The organism is Streptomyces cynarae, assembly GCF_025642135.1.
In the GTDB taxonomy this organism is placed as follows: domain Bacteria; phylum Actinomycetota; class Actinomycetes; order Streptomycetales; family Streptomycetaceae; genus Streptomyces; species Streptomyces cynarae.
This window is the reverse complement of sequence record NZ_CP106793.1, coordinates 6,398,880-6,415,148: the sequence shown is the minus strand read 5'-3', so window position 1 is coordinate 6,415,148 and position 16,269 is coordinate 6,398,880. Positions and strand designations below refer to the sequence as shown.

At 65.6% G+C, this 16,269-nt stretch carries 4 protein-coding genes, 1 tRNA gene and 3 rRNA genes; 1 reads left to right on the top strand and 7 read right to left on the bottom strand.

Going from position 1 to position 16,269, the window contains the following annotated elements; translation table 11 throughout:
* Window positions 1–133: 133 nt before the first annotated feature.
* Window positions 134–814, bottom strand: coding sequence for a response regulator (locus N8I84_RS29195; RefSeq protein WP_263232409.1), 681 nt, complete (start codon window positions 812–814; stop codon window positions 134–136).
* Between the two features lie 286 nt (window positions 815–1,100).
* Entirely contained in the window at window positions 1,101–6,560 is a 5,460-nt protein-coding gene (locus N8I84_RS29190; RefSeq protein ID WP_263232408.1) for a HAMP domain-containing protein, read from the bottom strand.
* Between the two features lie 376 nt (window positions 6,561–6,936).
* On the opposite strand from N8I84_RS29190, the gene N8I84_RS29185 reads away from it, so the two are divergent.
* Complete coding sequence (locus tag N8I84_RS29185; protein ID WP_263232407.1) at window positions 6,937–9,684, top strand: SpoIIE family protein phosphatase; 2,748 nt, start codon at window positions 6,937–6,939, stop codon at window positions 9,682–9,684.
* Window positions 9,685–9,751: 67 nt separating this feature from the next.
* On the opposite strand, the gene N8I84_RS29180 is transcribed toward N8I84_RS29185, so the two are convergent.
* The 5 genes from N8I84_RS29180 to N8I84_RS29160 all read right to left on the bottom strand — a co-directional run bounded on the left by N8I84_RS29180 (window position 9,752) and on the right by N8I84_RS29160 (window position 15,844).
* Window positions 9,752–9,824 (bottom strand) — tRNA-Thr (locus tag N8I84_RS29180).
* An 86-nt stretch (window positions 9,825–9,910) separates the two neighbouring features.
* Entirely contained in the window at window positions 9,911–10,573 is a 663-nt protein-coding gene (locus N8I84_RS29175; protein WP_263234923.1) for a DegT/DnrJ/EryC1/StrS family aminotransferase, read from the bottom strand.
* A gap of 112 nt (window positions 10,574–10,685) precedes the next feature.
* Window positions 10,686–10,802: ribosomal RNA gene (gene rrf / locus N8I84_RS29170) — 5S ribosomal RNA — on the bottom strand.
* An 88-nt stretch (window positions 10,803–10,890) separates the two neighbouring features.
* Window positions 10,891–14,012: ribosomal RNA gene (locus N8I84_RS29165) — 23S ribosomal RNA — on the bottom strand.
* A gap of 307 nt (window positions 14,013–14,319) precedes the next feature.
* A 16S ribosomal RNA gene (locus N8I84_RS29160) occupies window positions 14,320–15,844 on the bottom strand.
* The 16S, 23S and 5S rRNA genes sit together here, the layout of an rRNA operon.
* Window positions 15,845–16,269: the final 425 nt, after the last annotated feature.

The following is a 16,269-nucleotide window of genomic DNA, read 5'->3' as shown; positions in this document are numbered from 1 at the left end:
GAGATTACCGGTGGAAAGGGCAGGGAACACACGCCCCTGCGGCTTCACCCGTTCGTGTCGCCTCAGGAGATGCGTGAAGTTGACGTCGCCTCACCCGGGCTTTCACGGCGCCGCCCCGGTCCCCCGCCCAGCGTCAGTTCTGCGAAGGCACCGACGGCGCCCCGCTGCCGGTCCCCGGCTCCAACGCGTCCAGCGCCCGGCGCAGGCCGGTGAGTTTGCGCTCGAGGTGGGCCGCCGTCGCCACCGCGGCCGCGTCCGCTGACTCGTCGTCCAACTGCTTGGACAGCGCTTCCGCCTGCTCCTCCACCGCCGCGAGCCGCGCCGAGAGCTCGGCGAGGATGCCCGCCGGCTCCTTGCTGTCGCCGCCCCCGGACTTGCCGCCCTCCAGCTGGAGCCGCAGCAGGGCCGCCTGCTCCCGCAGTTGGCAGTTCTTCATGTACAGCTCGACGAAAACGGAGACCTTCGCCCGCAGCACCCACGGGTCGAACGGCTTGGAGATGTAGTCCACCGCGCCCGCCGCGTACCCCCGGAAGGTGTGGTGCGGGCCGTGGTTGATGGCGGTCAGGAAGATGATCGGGATGTCCCGGGTGCGCTCGCGCCGCTTGATGTGCGCGGCGGTCTCGAAACCGTCCATGCCCGGCATCTGGACGTCCAGCAGAATCACCGCGAAGTCGTCCGTCAGCAGCGCCTTGAGCGCTTCCTCCCCGGACGATGCCCTGACCAGCGTCTGATCGAGCGCAGAGAGGATGGCCTCCAGCGCCAGCAGATTCTCCGGCCGGTCATCGACCAGGAGGATCTTGGCCTTCTGCACCATGGCCCGCCCTCCTCGCCCCGGCTTGGGGCCTCCCCTGTCCACAGGACTCGGGATGACGCCGCCCGGCGCCGCCCCAGGGGACGACTCCCTTGCGCCGCCCGTCCTTGTGCCGGTCATCGTAGCCGCACCCCGCCCGTCGCCACACCCTGTCACCGCGATGTCACTGTGCACATAGCAGAAACGCGGCAGGAGACCAGAAGGTTCCCCGCACACCGCACTTCTACACGGCTCTCGCCACTCTCAGTCGGCAACTCCGCGTGAACGGCAGGCGTTCTCCGCCATCCCTTCACTCCGCGCGCATCCACTGTTCCATCACCGAAAGAAGATGATCGGGATCGACCGGCTTGGTCACATAGTCGGATGCGCCCGACTCGATGGCCTTCTCCCGGTCGCCCTTCATCGCCTTCGCCGTCAGCGCGATGATCGGCAGCCCCGCGAACTGCGGCATCCGCCGGATCGCGGTGGTCGTGGCGTACCCGTCCATCTCCGGCATCATGATGTCCATCAGGACGACCGCGACGTCGTCGTGCTGTTCCAGGACCTCGATGCCCTCACGGCCGTTCTCGGCGTACAGCACCGACAGACCGTGCTGCTCAAGGACGCTGGTCAGCGCGAAGACGTTGCGGATGTCGTCGTCGACGATCAGCACCTTCTCGCCGTCGAACCGCACGCCCTGCCGCGGCAGCACGCCTCCCTGAGGCTCGCCGCCGACCTGGTCCTGGCCCACTCCGCCCCGGCCCGCGGTCACGGCCCTGCGGCGGCGCCGGAAGAGCGCGGCGGGACCGTTCTGGGTCTCCTGGTACGACTTCACCTCGGCCGGGGTCTCGATGTCCGGCGCGGACAGCTCGGCCTCGGAGGCCAGCAGCTCACCGGCCTCCAGGGTGGGCGCGAGCTGCGAGTAGCCGTGGGGCGGCAGCTCGCTCGGGTGCAGCGGCAGGTACAGGGTGAACGTCGAGCCGCGGCCGGGCTCGCTCTGCGCGTGGATCTCACCGCCGAGCAGCCGGGCGATCTCCCTCGAGATGGACAGCCCGAGCCCCGTACCGCCGTACTTGCGGCTGGTGGTGCCGTCGGCCTGCTTGAACGCCTCGAAGATCACCCGCATCTTGCTCGCCGGGATGCCGATGCCGGTGTCGGCCACCGAGAACGCGATCAACTCCGCGTCCGCGTCCCGCAGCGAGCCCGCCTCCAGGAGCTGCTCCCGGATGGCCATCGGGACGTCGCCGCCCGCAGGCCGGATGACGAGTTCCACGGCCCCGGTGTCGGTGAACTTCACCGCGTTGGACAGCAGGTTGCGCAGCACCTGCAGCAGCCGCTGCTCGTCGGTGTGCAGCGTGGCCGGCAGCTCCGGCGACACCCGGACCGAGAAGTCGAGGCCCTTCTCCGCGGTCAGCGGCCGGAAGGTGGCCTCCACGTAGTCGACGAGCTGGACGAGCGCGATACGCGTCGGCGAGACGTCCATCTTGCCCGCCTCGACCTTCGACAGGTCCAGGATGTCGTTGATCAGCTGAAGCAGGTCCGAGCCGGCGCCGTGGATGGTCTCGGCGAACTCCACCTGCTTCGGCGAGAGGTTGCCCTCGGCGTTGTCGGCAAGCAGCTTGGCCAGGATCAGCAGCGAGTTGAGCGGCGTGCGCAGCTCGTGCGACATGTTGGCCAGGAACTCGCTCTTGTAGCGCATGGACACCGCGAGCTGCTCGGCGCGCTCCTCCAGGACCTGCCGCGCCTCCTCGATCTCGGTGTTCTTGACCTCGATGTCGCGGTTCTGCTGGGCGAGCAGCTCGGCCTTCTCCTCCAGTTCGGCGTTGGACGCCTGGAGGGCCTTCTGCCGCTGCTCCAACTCCTCCGACCGCAGCCTCAGTTGCTCGGTCAGCTCCTGCGACTGCTTCAGCAGCACCTCCGTCTTGGTGTTGACGGAGATGGTGTTGACGCTGGTCGCGATCATCTCGGCGATCTGGTTCAGGAAGTCCTTCTGGATCTGCGTGAACGGCGTGAAGGACGCCAGCTCGATGACGCCGAGCACCTTGCCCTCGAAGAGCACCGGAATGACGACCACCTGGGCGGGCGGCGCCTCCCCGAGCCCGGAGGAGATCTTCAGATAGCCGCTGGGGGCGTTCTCCACCAGGATCGTGCGCTTCTCCATGGCCGCCGTCCCGATCAGCGCCTCACCCGGCCGGAACGACGTCGGCATGGAGCCCATCGAGTAGCCGTAGGAGCCCAGCATGCGCAGCTCGTACTGGTCGTCGTTCTCGGCGCTCACGTCCTGGCCGTCGACCAGCGGCATCGCGACGAAGAACGCGCCGTGCTGCGCGGAGACCACCGGCGTCAGCTCGCTCATGATCAGCGAGGCCACGTCCTCCAGGTCACGGCGGCCCTGCATCAGCGCGGAGATACGGGCCAGGTTGCCCTTGAGCCAGTCCTGCTCCTTGTTCGCGATCGTGGTGTCGCGCAGGTTGGCGATCATCTTGTTGATGTAGTCCTGAAGCTCCTGGATCTCCCCGGAGGCGTCCACGTCGATCTTCAGGTTGAGGTCGCCGCGCGTCACCGCGGTCGCCACGCGCGCGATGGCGCGCACCTGCCGGGTCAGGTTCCCGGCCATCTCGTTCACGGACTCCGTCAGGTCCCGCCAGGTGCCGTCGACGTCCCGCACGCGTGCCTGGCCGCCGAGCTGCCCCTCCGTGCCCACCTCGCGGGCCACGCGCGTGACCTCCTCCGCGAAGGAGGACAGCTGGTCGACCATCGTGTTGATGGTGGTCTTCAGCTCCAGGATCTCACCGCGCGCGTCGATGTCGATCTTCTTGGTCAGGTCGCCCTTGGCGATGGCCGTGGTCACCATGGCGATGTTGCGCACCTGACCGGTCAGGTTCGACGCCATCTGGTTCACGGACTCGGTGAGGTCCTTCCACGTGCCGGCCACGCCCGGAACGTAGGCCTGGCCGCCCAGGATGCCGTCCGTGCCCACCTCGCGGGCCACCTTGGTGACCTGGTCGGCGAACGAACTCAGCGTCTTCACCATCGTGTTGAAGGTGTCGGCGAGCTGCGCGACCTCGCCGCGCGCCTCGATCGTCACCGTCCGCGTCAGGTCACCGTTGGCGACCGCCGCGGCGACCTGGGAGATGTTCCGCACCTGCATGGTCAGGTTGTTGGCCATGAGGTTGACGTTGTCGCTGAGGTCCTTCCAGATGCCCGTGACGCCCGGGACGTGCGCCTGACCGCCCAGAATGCCCTCGGTGCCCACCTCGCGGGCCACCCGCGTCACCTGCTCGGCGAACGACGACAGCTGGTCCACCATCGTGTTGACGGTGGTGACCAGTTCGAGGATCTCGCCCTTGGCGTCGACGGTGATCTTCTTGGACAGGTCGCCCTTGGCGACCGCGGTCGTGACCTCGGCGATGTTGCGCACCTGCATGGTCAGGTTGTTCGCCATGCCGTTCACGGACTGCGTCAGGTCCTTCCAGGTGCCGGAGACGCCCTGCACCTCGGCCTGACCGCCCAGGATGCCCTCCGTACCGACCTCACGGGCGACGCGCGTGACCTCCTGGGCGAACGACGACAGCTGGTCCACCATCGTGTTCAGCGTGTTCTTCAGCTCGAGGATCTCACCGCGCGCGTCCACGGTGATCTTCTGGGACAGGTCACCGCGCGCCACGGCGGTCGCGACCTGCGCGATGTTGCGCACCTGCGCGGTGAGGTTGCCCGCCATGCCGTTCACGGAGTCCGTCAGGTCGCGCCACACGCCGGCCACGCCCGGCACCTGCGCCTGACCGCCCAGCCGGCCCTCCGTACCCACCTCGCGGGCCACCCGCGTCACCTGCTCGGCGAAGGCGGAGAGCTGGTCGACCATCGTGTTGATGGTGTTCTTGAGCTCGAGGATCTCTCCGCGCGCGTCGACGTCGATCTTCTGGGACAGATCGCCGCGCGCCACGGCCGTCGTCACCTGCGCGATGTTGCGCACCTGACCGGTCAGGTTGGACGCCATCGAGTTGACGGAGTCGGTGAGCTCCTTCCACGTGCCCGACACGCCGTCCACGCGGGCCTGGCCGCCCAGGCGGCCCTCCGTGCCCACGTCCCGGGCCATGCGGGTCACCTGGTCTGCGAAGCTCGACAGCTGGTCCACCATCGTGTTCACGGTGTTCTTCAGCTGGAGCATCTCGCCGGAGACGTCCACGGTGACCTTCTGCGACAGGTCGCCGTTGGCCACCGCCGTCGTCACCTGCGCGATGTTGCGGACCTGACCCGTGAGGTTGCGGAAAGCGGTGTTGACGGAGTCCGTCAGGTCCTTCCACGTACCGGCCGCGCCCGGCACCTGCGCCTGGCCGCCCAGCTCGCCCTCGACTCCGATCTCCCGCGCCACGCGCGTGACCTCGGCACCGAACGCCGACAGCTGGTCGACCATGCCGTTGACGGTGTTCTTCAGCTCGAGCATCTCGCCGGCCACGTCGACCGTGACCTTCTGCGACATGTCGCCGTTGGCCACCGCAGTCGTCACGGCGGCGATGTCCCGCACCTGGGTGGTCAGATTCCGGAAGACCGTGTTCACCGAATCGGTGAGGTCCTTCCACGTTCCCGCCGCACCCGGCACGTTCGCCTGACCGCCGAGCTGCCCCTCGGCACCCACCTCGTTGGCCACGCGCGTGACCTCGTCCGCGAAGATCCGCAGCGTCTCGGTCATCTGGTTGATCGTCTCGGCGAGGCGCGCGACCTCGCCGCGCGCCGGCACGGTGACCTTCTGCGACAGGTCACCGTTGGCCACCGCCGTGGTGACCTGCGCGATCCCGCGCACCTGGGCCGTCAGGTTGCCGGCCATCACGTTCACCGAGTCGGTGAGGTCCTTCCACACCCCGGCGACGCCCGGCACCTGTGCCTGGCCGCCCAGGATGCCCTCCGTGCCGACCTCGCGGGCCACCCGCGTCACCTCGGACGAGAAGGCCGACAGCTGCTCCACCATCGTGTTGACGGTGTTCTTCAGCTCCAGCATCTCGCCGGCGACGTGCACCGTGACCTTGCGCGACAGATCACCCTTCGCGACCGCCGTCGTCACCAGCGCGATGTCCCGCACCTGCGCGGTCAGCCGGTACGCCATCGTGTTGACCGACTCCGTCAGGTCCTTCCACGAACCCGACATACCGCGCAACCGGGCCTGCCCGCCCAGCTTGCCCTCGGTGCCCACCTCGATCGCGACCCGCGTGACCTCGTCGGTGAACGTCGACAGCTGGTCGACCAGATTGTTGACGGTACGGGAGACCTTCAGGAACTCGCCGCGCAGCGGATGCCCCGTCCCCTCCGGACCCGGCGCCCGCAGCTCCATGCGCGGCGACAGATCGCCCTCGGCCACCGCGGACAGCACGCGGCTGACCTCGGAGACCGGCCGGACGAGATCGTCCACGAGCGCGTTGGACGCCTCGATCGCCGACGCCCAGGAACCCTCACAGGCACCCGTCTCCAGCCGCTCGGTGAGTTTGCCCTCACGGCCGACCACACGCCGCACCCGCGCCAGCTCACCGGTCAGATGCAGGTTCCGGTCGGCCACCTCGTTGAAGACGGCGGCGATCTCGGACATGACCCCGTCACCGGAGACGGTCAGCCTCTTACGGAAGTTGCCGTCCCTCATCGACACCAGGGCCGCCAGCAGCCGGTTCAGGGCCGCCGTGTCCACCGCGGTGGTTCCGCCGCGCCCCGCGCGCTGGTTGCCCAGGGACTGTCCGCCTTTCGCGCGCGTCTTCGTGCCACGCGTCGCTGCGCCAGACTCCACTGTGTCCCTCCCGCAGGGATCGACCATCACTGCTGTGCTCAGGGGTACTGCTCGACGTATCGGTTACCGATGCGTAGTCCTGCCCGATCCGGCCAGGCACACGCGCGTGCTCCTGCCCGGCGTGGCAGAAGACACTCGGCCTGCCGGACGTTCTCCTAGAAGCTTGCCCAGTGTTTCACCATGCCGGAACCAGGCCATAACAGTTCGGCAGCTTCGCACACGCTCCGCACACCCTCTGGACGTAAACACACGCGACCGGCATCCGCATGGACGGCGAAGGTAAGTAACCTTGCATGCGGCTGTCCAGCCGCAGCGGTCGACCGGCCTGGGCGGTGGCACGAGCACGAGCGGGCAGGCATCGGAGGGGCGCCGCACCATGACCACCGGACTGCATCCCGGGGGACCACCCCAGGATCCCCGGCAGAGTGAGGACGAGCCACTGCCTCGGCAGGAGGGGGTCGGCCCGGGAGCCCTGCACGTCGAGAACCGGACGAGGAGTTCTGTGATCACCGCGCGCGCGGCCGCCAGCTTCGAGCCCGTCGGACGATCGGTCGCGAGCGCCCGGTCCTTCGTCCGCGACACCCTCCAGGGCTGGGGTTTCGCCGACATCGTCGACGACGCCGTGGTCCTCACCAGCGAGCTGGTCACCAACGCCGTCGTCCACGCGGGCACCGCCGCGGACGTCCTGTGCCTGCGCAGCGACGACGGCGTACGCATCGAGGTCGCCGACCGGTATCCGGAACGCGAGATCCCGCTGCAGTCGACCGCCGTCGACATGGGCAGCCCGGACCGGGAGGGCGGCCGCGGCCTGCAGCTCTGCGCTGCCCTGGCCGGCCGCTGGGGCGTGGAGTACACGCCCACGCACAAACAGGTCTGGTTCCAGCTCGACCTGCCCGAGCGCCCGGTCGGCACGCGCGCGGCTGGCCCCGCCCTCCCCGCCGACCTGCTGCCGCTCGCCGACGGCCGGGTCCGCGTCGCCGTCGTCCAGATCGACCGCTCCGGCTGCATCACCGCCTGGAACGAGGACGCGGAGGAACTGTTCGGCTACGCCGGGGAGCAGGTCACCGGCAAGCCGCTCACGGACCTCGCGGCCTGGCCGCACACCCCGGGCACCGGCACGGGCATCGCCGAGGCCCTCCAGCTCTCCCGCTGGGAGGGCAGCTACGGCATCCGCGGCGCCGACGGCCGCGTCATCCCCGTCTACGCCTCCCACCTGCGCGTGCGCGACACGGCGGGAGAGCCGTCCACGGTCTGTCTGCTGGTGCGCGACCACGAGCGGGCCGTCCTGCAGACCCCGCTGCGCGGCCCGGCCCCCGACACGACCACGGCCACGGACGGCCAGACCGCGGACCCCTTCGAGGTCTTCATCGGCTCTCCCGCCCCCGACGACCTCGACGGCCTGCTGCAACGCACCGTGGAACGCGCCCGCGACATGCTCGACGGCGACGCGGCCTTCCTGCTGCTGGCCACCGACGACGAGACGGAGCTGGAGGTACGCGCCTCCACGGGCCTGCCCTCCGCCCGCCAGCGCTTCGCCCGTGTCCCCGTCGAGGCCGGCCCCGGCCGCTACGGCTCGGCCCGCATGCCGGCCGTCCACGACGACCTGACGGCCGTACCGGGCGCGGTCCCGCTGCTGAACGGCACCGGTATGCGCTCGGTGGTGACGGTTCCGCTGAAGGTCGAGGGCCGGCTCACCGGCTCCCTCGGCGTGGCGGCCGAGGCACCCACCCGGTACTCCAACGAGGAGGCGCTGCGCCTGCAGTTCGCGGCCGACCGCATCGCCCTCGCCGTGGAATCGGCCCGCCTGGGCGAGCTGGAACGCCTGCGCCGCGGCTCCCTGAGCTTCCTCGTGGAGGCCTCCGACCTCCTCGCGGGCACCCTGGACCGCGACCAGACACTGGCGCTGATGGCCCAGATGACGATCCCGACCCTGGCCACCTGGTGCGCGGTCTACACGATCGCCGACCAGGCCTCGGAGCCGTACCTGTCGTACGTCCTGCACGAGGACGAGGACCGCATCGACGGCCTCAAGGCCCTCCTGTCCAAGATCCCGCCCCCCGAGCCGATCCCCACTCCCGGCGCCCGCATCTGGACGGCCCCCGGGGAGGCGGCCCACCAGGCGGCCCTGCGCACCTCCATGCGGAGCCTCGGCCTCGGCGAGCCCGCGACGGTCAGCTCCGGCATCGGCACCACGCTGGCGACGGCCTCGGCGGTGGGAGGCGAAACGGTCGTACTGCCGCTGGTGGCCCGCAACCGCGTCATCGGCATGCTGACGCTGGGCAAGCCGACGGACGAACACTTCCGCCAGGAAATCCTGGAACTGGCCGAGGACTTGAGCCGCCGGGCCGCCCTCGCCCTGGACAACGCCCGGCTGTACTCGGAACGCACGGCCATCAGCCAGTCCCTCCAGCGCAGCCTGCTCCCGCCGGGGCTGCCGCAGATCGACGGCGTCGAGGTGGAGGTCATCTATCGCGCGGCCGGCGAGGGCAACGAGGTCGGCGGCGACTTCTACGACCTGTTCCCGATCCGCGACGGCGCGTACGGCTTCGCCATCGGCGACGTGTGCGGTACGGGACCGGAGGCCGCCGCGGTCACGGGCCTGGCCCGCCACGCCCTGCGGCTGCTGGCCCGCGAGGGCTTCGGCGGCCCGGCCGTCCTGGAGCGCCTGAACTCCGCGATCCTCGACGAGGGCGCCCGCAGCCGCTTCCTGACGCTCCTTTACGGCGAGTTGTGGCCGCAGGAGGACGGCAGCGCCGTACTGAAGGTGGTGTGCGCCGGCCATCCGCTGCCGCTCCGGCTGCGCCAGGACGGCACGGTGGAGCCGGCGGCCGAACCGCAGCCGCTCCTCGGCGTCATGGAGGACCTGGAGCTGTACGAGCAGACGGTGACGCTCGACCCGGGCGACGTCCTGCTGTGCGTCACGGACGGCGTCACGGAACGCCGCGAGGGTCGGCGCATGCTGGGCGACGACGGTCTCGCGGACGTGCTGACCACCTGCACGGGCCTTACGGCGGGCGCTGTGGCGGCCCGCATCATGCGCGCGGTGGAGCGCTTCGCCTCCGACGCCCCGTCGGACGACATGGCGATTCTGGCGATGCGGGTCCCTGGACTTCCCAAGGAGTGAGGGTCCGGGAAATGGGTCCCGGACATAAGAGAAAGGCCTCGCCCTGCCGGGCGAGGCCTTTTCGTCGAGCCCCCAAACGGAATCGAACCGTTGACCTTCTCCTTACCATGGAGACGCTCTGCCGACTGAGCTATAGGGGCTTGTCGCGCTTTCCGAGGTTTCCCTCGCGGCAACGGGATAGATCATACCCCGAACTGACGTGTGCTCCCAACCATCGGGCACCGGTTCAGAAAGCGGGTTGCAGCAGTCCGCCCAGGGCGTTGCACGCGGAGACGATCCTGTTCATCTCACGCTTGGTCAGGGAAGCGTCCACCGGAAGCGAGAGCGTCTCGTCGGCGGCCCGCTCGGTCTCCGGCAGATAGACGTCGCGCCGGAACGCCGGCATACGGTGCACAGGCGTCTTCACCGGAACCCGGCACTCAACTCCCCTGGCCCGCAGGGCTGCTGCGAAGGCATCGCGGTCGGGCCGGCCGTTCCCCGGCACCCGCACGACGTACTGCTGATAGGTGTGGCCGCCGCCGTCCTCGGGCGTGCGCACACCCCGCAGCCGCCTGTCGAGGTAGGCCGCCCGTTCCCGCCGCTGCGCCACCTCGGCGTACGGCGTCTCGGACTCGCCCTGCTCCAGCACCAGCAGACCGTGCCGCTGCCCGACCTCGTGAAGCGCGGCGACATCGGCCGGCCGTCCGAAGCGATGCACGACGACGACCGCGACGGTCTGGGATGTCACCACGGCCTTCACGGCCGCCGGGTCCAGGCAGTACGTCGCCGGGTCTATGTCCGCGAAGACCGGCGTCGCACCCGCCGAGGCCACGGCTTCGGCCACCTCGACGTTGCCGAACGCCGGCACGATGACCTCGTCGCCGCGGCCGACACCTGCGGCCGTGAGCATTCCAGCAGTACCCATGGCTGGGATGCTGGTCCGGCCACGTGAACGCAAAGTGACGCGCAACGCAAAAGAGCGGGTCCCTGAACCGAAGTTCGGGGACCCGCTCTGAAGAATTGTTCGGCGGTGTCCTACTCTCCCACAGGGTCCCCCCTGCAGTACCATCGGCGCTGTAAGGCTTAGCTTCCGGGTTCGGAATGTAACCGGGCGTTTCCCTCACGCTATGACCACCGAAACACTATGAAACTGACAACCCGGCCGCCGTGACAATCACGGCGGGGTTGTTCGTGGTTTCAGAACCAACACAGTGGACGCGAGCAACTGAGGACAAGCCCTCGGCCTATTAGTACCAGTCACCTCCACCCGTTACCGGGCTTCCAGACCTGGCCTATCAACCCAGTCGTCTACTGGGAGCCTTACCCCATCAAGTGGGTGGGAGTCCTCATCTCGAAGCAGGCTTCCCGCTTAGATGCTTTCAGCGGTTATCCCTCCCGAACGTAGCCAACCAGCCATGCCCTTGGCAGAACAACTGGCACACCAGAGGTTCGTCCGTCCCGGTCCTCTCGTACTAGGGACAGCCCTTCTCAAGACTCCTACGCGCACAGCGGATAGGGACCGAACTGTCTCACGACGTTCTAAACCCAGCTCGCGTACCGCTTTAATGGGCGAACAGCCCAACCCTTGGGACCGACTCCAGCCCCAGGATGCGACGAGCCGACATCGAGGTGCCAAACCATCCCGTCGATATGGACTCTTGGGGAAGATCAGCCTGTTATCCCCGGGGTACCTTTTATCCGTTGAGCGACGGCGCTTCCACAAGCCACCGCCGGATCACTAGTCCCGACTTTCGTCCCTGCTCGACCCGTCGGTCTCACAGTCAAGCTCCCTTGTGCACTTACACTCAACACCTGATTGCCAACCAGGCTGAGGGAACCTTTGGGCGCCTCCGTTACCCTTTAGGAGGCAACCGCCCCAGTTAAACTACCCATCAGACACTGTCCCCGATCCGGATCACGGACCCGGGTTAGACATCCAGCACGACCAGACTGGTATTTCAACGACGACTCCACCCGAACTGGCGTCCAGGCTTCACAGTCTCCCAGCTATCCTACACAAGCCGAACCGAACACCAATATCAAACTGTAGTAAAGGTCCCGGGGTCTTTCCGTCCTGCTGCGCGAAACGAGCATCTTTACTCGTAGTGCAATTTCACCGGGCCTATGGTTGAGACAGTCGAGAAGTCGTTACGCCATTCGTGCAGGTCGGAACTTACCCGACAAGGAATTTCGCTACCTTAGGATGGTTATAGTTACCACCGCCGTTTACTGGCGCTTAAGTTCTCAGCTTCGCCCACCCGAAAGTGAGCTAACCGGTCCCCTTAACGTTCCAGCACCGGGCAGGCGTCAGTCCGTATACATCGCCTTACGGCTTCGCACGGACCTGTGTTTTTAGTAAACAGTCGCTTCTCGCTGGTCTCTGCGGCCACCCCCAGCTCACCGAGTAAATCGGATCACCGGAGCTGGCCCCCCTTCTCCCGAAGTTACGGGGGCATTTTGCCGAATTCCTTAACCATAGTTCACCCGAACGCCTCGGTATTCTCTACCTGACCACCTGAGTCGGTTTAGGGTACGGGCCGCCATGAAACTCGCTAGAGGCTTTTCTCGACAGCATAGGATCATCCACTTCACCACAATCGGCTCGGCATCAGGTCTCAGCCGTATGCAAGGCGGATTTGCCTACCTTGCGGCCTACACCCTTACCCCGGGACAACCACCGCCCGGGATGGACTACCTTCCTGCGTCACCCCATCACTCACCTACTAACCGCTTGGTCCGGCGGCTCCACCACTCCCCTCAACTCCGAAGAGATCAGGGCGGCTTCACGGCCTTAGCATCACGATGCTCGATGTTTGACGCTTCACAGCGGGTACCGGAATATCAACCGGTTATCCATCGACTACGCCTGTCGGCCTCGCCTTAGGTCCCGACTTACCCTGGGCAGATCAGCTTGACCCAGGAACCCTTAGTCAATCGGCGCACACGTTTCTCACGTGTGAATCGCTACTCATGCCTGCATTCTCACTCGTCAACCGTCCACAACTACCTTCCGGCGCTGCTTCACCCGGCAGACGACGCTCCCCTACCCATCACAGCCTCCGTTGGGAGTACATGCTGCAATGACACGACTTCGGCGGTACGCTTGAGCCCCGCTACATTGTCGGCGCGGAATCACTAGACCAGTGAGCTATTACGCACTCTTTCAAGGGTGGCTGCTTCTAAGCCAACCTCCTGGTTGTCTGTGCGACTCCACATCCTTTCCCACTTAGCGTACGCTTAGGGGCCTTAGTCGATGCTCTGGGCTGTTTCCCTCTCGACCATGGAGCTTATCCCCCACAGTCTCACTGCCGCGCTCTCACTTACCGGCATTCGGAGTTTGGCTAAGGTCAGTAACCCGGTAGGGCCCATCGCCTATCCAGTGCTCTACCTCCGGCAAGAAACACACGACGCTGCACCTAAATGCATTTCGGGGAGAACCAGCTATCACGGAGTTTGATTGGCCTTTCACCCCTAACCACAGGTCATCCCCCAGGTTTTCAACCCTGGTGGGTTCGGTCCTCCACGAAGTCTTACCTCCGCTTCAACCTGCCCATGGCTAGATCACTCCGCTTCGGGTCTTGAGCGTGCTACTCCAACGCCCTATTCGGACTCGCTTTCGCTACGGCTACCCCACACGGGTTAACCTCGCAACACACCGCAAACTCGCAGGCTCATTCTTCAAAAGGCACGCAGTCACGAGAACAAGGCAAGCCTTGTTCCGACGCTCCCACGGCTTGTAGGCACACGGTTTCAGGTACTATTTCACTCCCCTCCCGGGGTACTTTTCACCATTCCCTCACGGTACTATCCGCTATCGGTCACCAGGGAATATTTAGGCTTAGCGGGTGGTCCCGCCAGATTCACACGGGATTTCTCGGGCCCCGTGCTACTTGGGTGTCTCTCAAGCAAGCCGCTGACATTTCGACTACGGGGGTCTTACCCTCTACGCCGGACCTTTCGCATGTCCTTCGTCTACATCAACGGTTTCTGACTCGCCCTACGGCCGGCAGACCGTAGAAGAGAGATCCCACAACCCCCCAAACGCAACCCCTGCCGGGTCTCACACGCTTGAGGTTTAGCCTCATCCAGTTTCGCTCGCCACTACTCCCGGAATCACGGTTGTTTTCTCTTCCTGCGGGTACTGAGATGTTTCACTTCCCCGCGTTCCCTCCACACTGCCTATGTGTTCAGCAGTGGGTGACAGCCCATGACGACTGCCGGGTTTCCCCATTCGGAAACCCCCGGATCAAAGCCTGGTTGACGACTCCCCGGGGACTATCGCGGCCTCCCACGTCCTTCATCGGTTCCTGGTGCCAAGGCATCCACCGTGCGCCCTTAAAAACTTGGCCACAGATGCTCGCGTCCACTGTGCAGTTCTCAAACAACGACCAACCACCCATCACCCACCGCACACTCGCGACGGTTCACTGGGGCCGGCATCGAAGGACGACCAAACGGCCGCACCCTCAGACACCCAACAGCGTGCCCGACACCCTCGCCAACCCTCGTTCCGTTCCACGCCCAAGGGCAGTACTAAGAAGAGAAACCAGTCGAGTGTGCCGAGTAGTCAACGTTCCACCCATGAGCAACCAGCATCAGACGTTCGCCGATGTACTGGCCTCTGACCAGCCGAAGCTGGTGAGAAGTGCTCCTTAGAAAGGAGGTGATCCAGCCGCACCTTCCGGTACGGCTACCTTGTTACGACTTCGTCCCAATCGCCAGTCCCACCTTCGACAGCTCCCTCCCACAAGGGGTTGGGCCACCGGCTTCGGGTGTTACCGACTTTCGTGACGTGACGGGCGGTGTGTACAAGGCCCGGGAACGTATTCACCGCAGCACTGCTGATCTGCGATTACTAGCGACTCCGACTTCATGGGGTCGAGTTGCAGACCCCAATCCGAACTGAGACCGGCTTTTTGAGATTCGCTCCACCTCACGGTATCGCAGCTCTTTGTACCGGCCATTGTAGCACGTGTGCAGCCCAAGACATAAGGGGCATGATGACTTGACGTCGTCCCCACCTTCCTCCGAGTTGACCCCGGCGGTCTCCCGTGAGTCCCCAGCACCACAAGGGCCTGCTGGCAACACGGGACAAGGGTTGCGCTCGTTGCGGGACTTAACCCAACATCTCACGACACGAGCTGACGACAGCCATGCACCACCTGTACACCGACCACAAGGGGGGCACTATCTCTAATGCTTTCCGGTGTATGTCAAGCCTTGGTAAGGTTCTTCGCGTTGCGTCGAATTAAGCCACATGCTCCGCCGCTTGTGCGGGCCCCCGTCAATTCCTTTGAGTTTTAGCCTTGCGGCCGTACTCCCCAGGCGGGGCACTTAATGCGTTAGCTGCGGCACGGACGACGTGGAATGTCGCCCACACCTAGTGCCCACCGTTTACGGCGTGGACTACCAGGGTATCTAATCCTGTTCGCTCCCCACGCTTTCGCTCCTCAGCGTCAGTATCGGCCCAGAGATCCGCCTTCGCCACCGGTGTTCCTCCTGATATCTGCGCATTTCACCGCTACACCAGGAATTCCGATCTCCCCTACCGAACTCTAGCTAGCCCGTATCGAATGCAGACCCGGGGTTAAGCCCCGGGCTTTCACACCCGACGTGACAAGCCGCCTACGAGCTCTTTACGCCCAATAATTCCGGACAACGCTTGCGCCCTACGTATTACCGCGGCTGCTGGCACGTAGTTAGCGGCGCTTCTTCTGCAGGTACCGTCACTTGCGCTTCTTCCCTGCTGAAAGAGGTTTACAACCCGAAGGCCGTCATCCCTCACGCGGCGTCGCTGCATCAGGCTTGCGCCCATTGTGCAATATTCCCCACTGCTGCCTCCCGTAGGAGTCTGGGCCGTGTCTCAGTCCCAGTGTGGCCGGTCGCCCTCTCAGGCCGGCTACCCGTCGTCGCCTTGGTGAGCCGTTACCTCACCAACAAGCTGATAGGCCGCGGGCTCATCCTGCACCGCCGGAGCTTTCCACACGCATCAGATGCCTGAGCGTGTCGTATCCGGTATTAGACCCCGTTTCCAGGGCTTGTCCCAGAGTGCAGGGCAGATTGCCCACGTGTTACTCACCCGTTCGCCACTAATCCACCCCGAAGGGCTTCATCGTTCGACTTGCATGTGTTAAGCACGCCGCCAGCGTTCGTCCTGAGCCAGGATCAAACTCTCCGTGAATGTTTTCCCGTGATCGGGATCAACACCACGAGAGCGGAACCAAGAGGAGGAATAGTCCCCTCGGTTCACAGCGTCCTCGCTGTGTGTTTTTCAAAGGAACCTCGTCACCGGAAGGATCCGGTAGACGGGGTATCAACATATCTGGCGTTGACTTTTGGCACGCTGTTGAGTTCTCAAGGAACGGACGCTTCCTTTGTACTCACCGGAGAGACTTGCTCTCTCGGCTTTCCTCCGGGCGCTTCCCTTCGGTGTTTCCGACTCTATCAGATCTTTCCGATCCGATTTCCTCGGCGCTTTCCAGGTTCCCGCTCTCGCGTTTCCCTTTCCGGCGGTTCCGACTTTATCAGAAGTTCTGAGTCGGGATTTCCGCCCTGCCTGGGATGGCTCCCGGACGCTCGGTTGCGTCGGGTCCCCTGCTGGCGGAG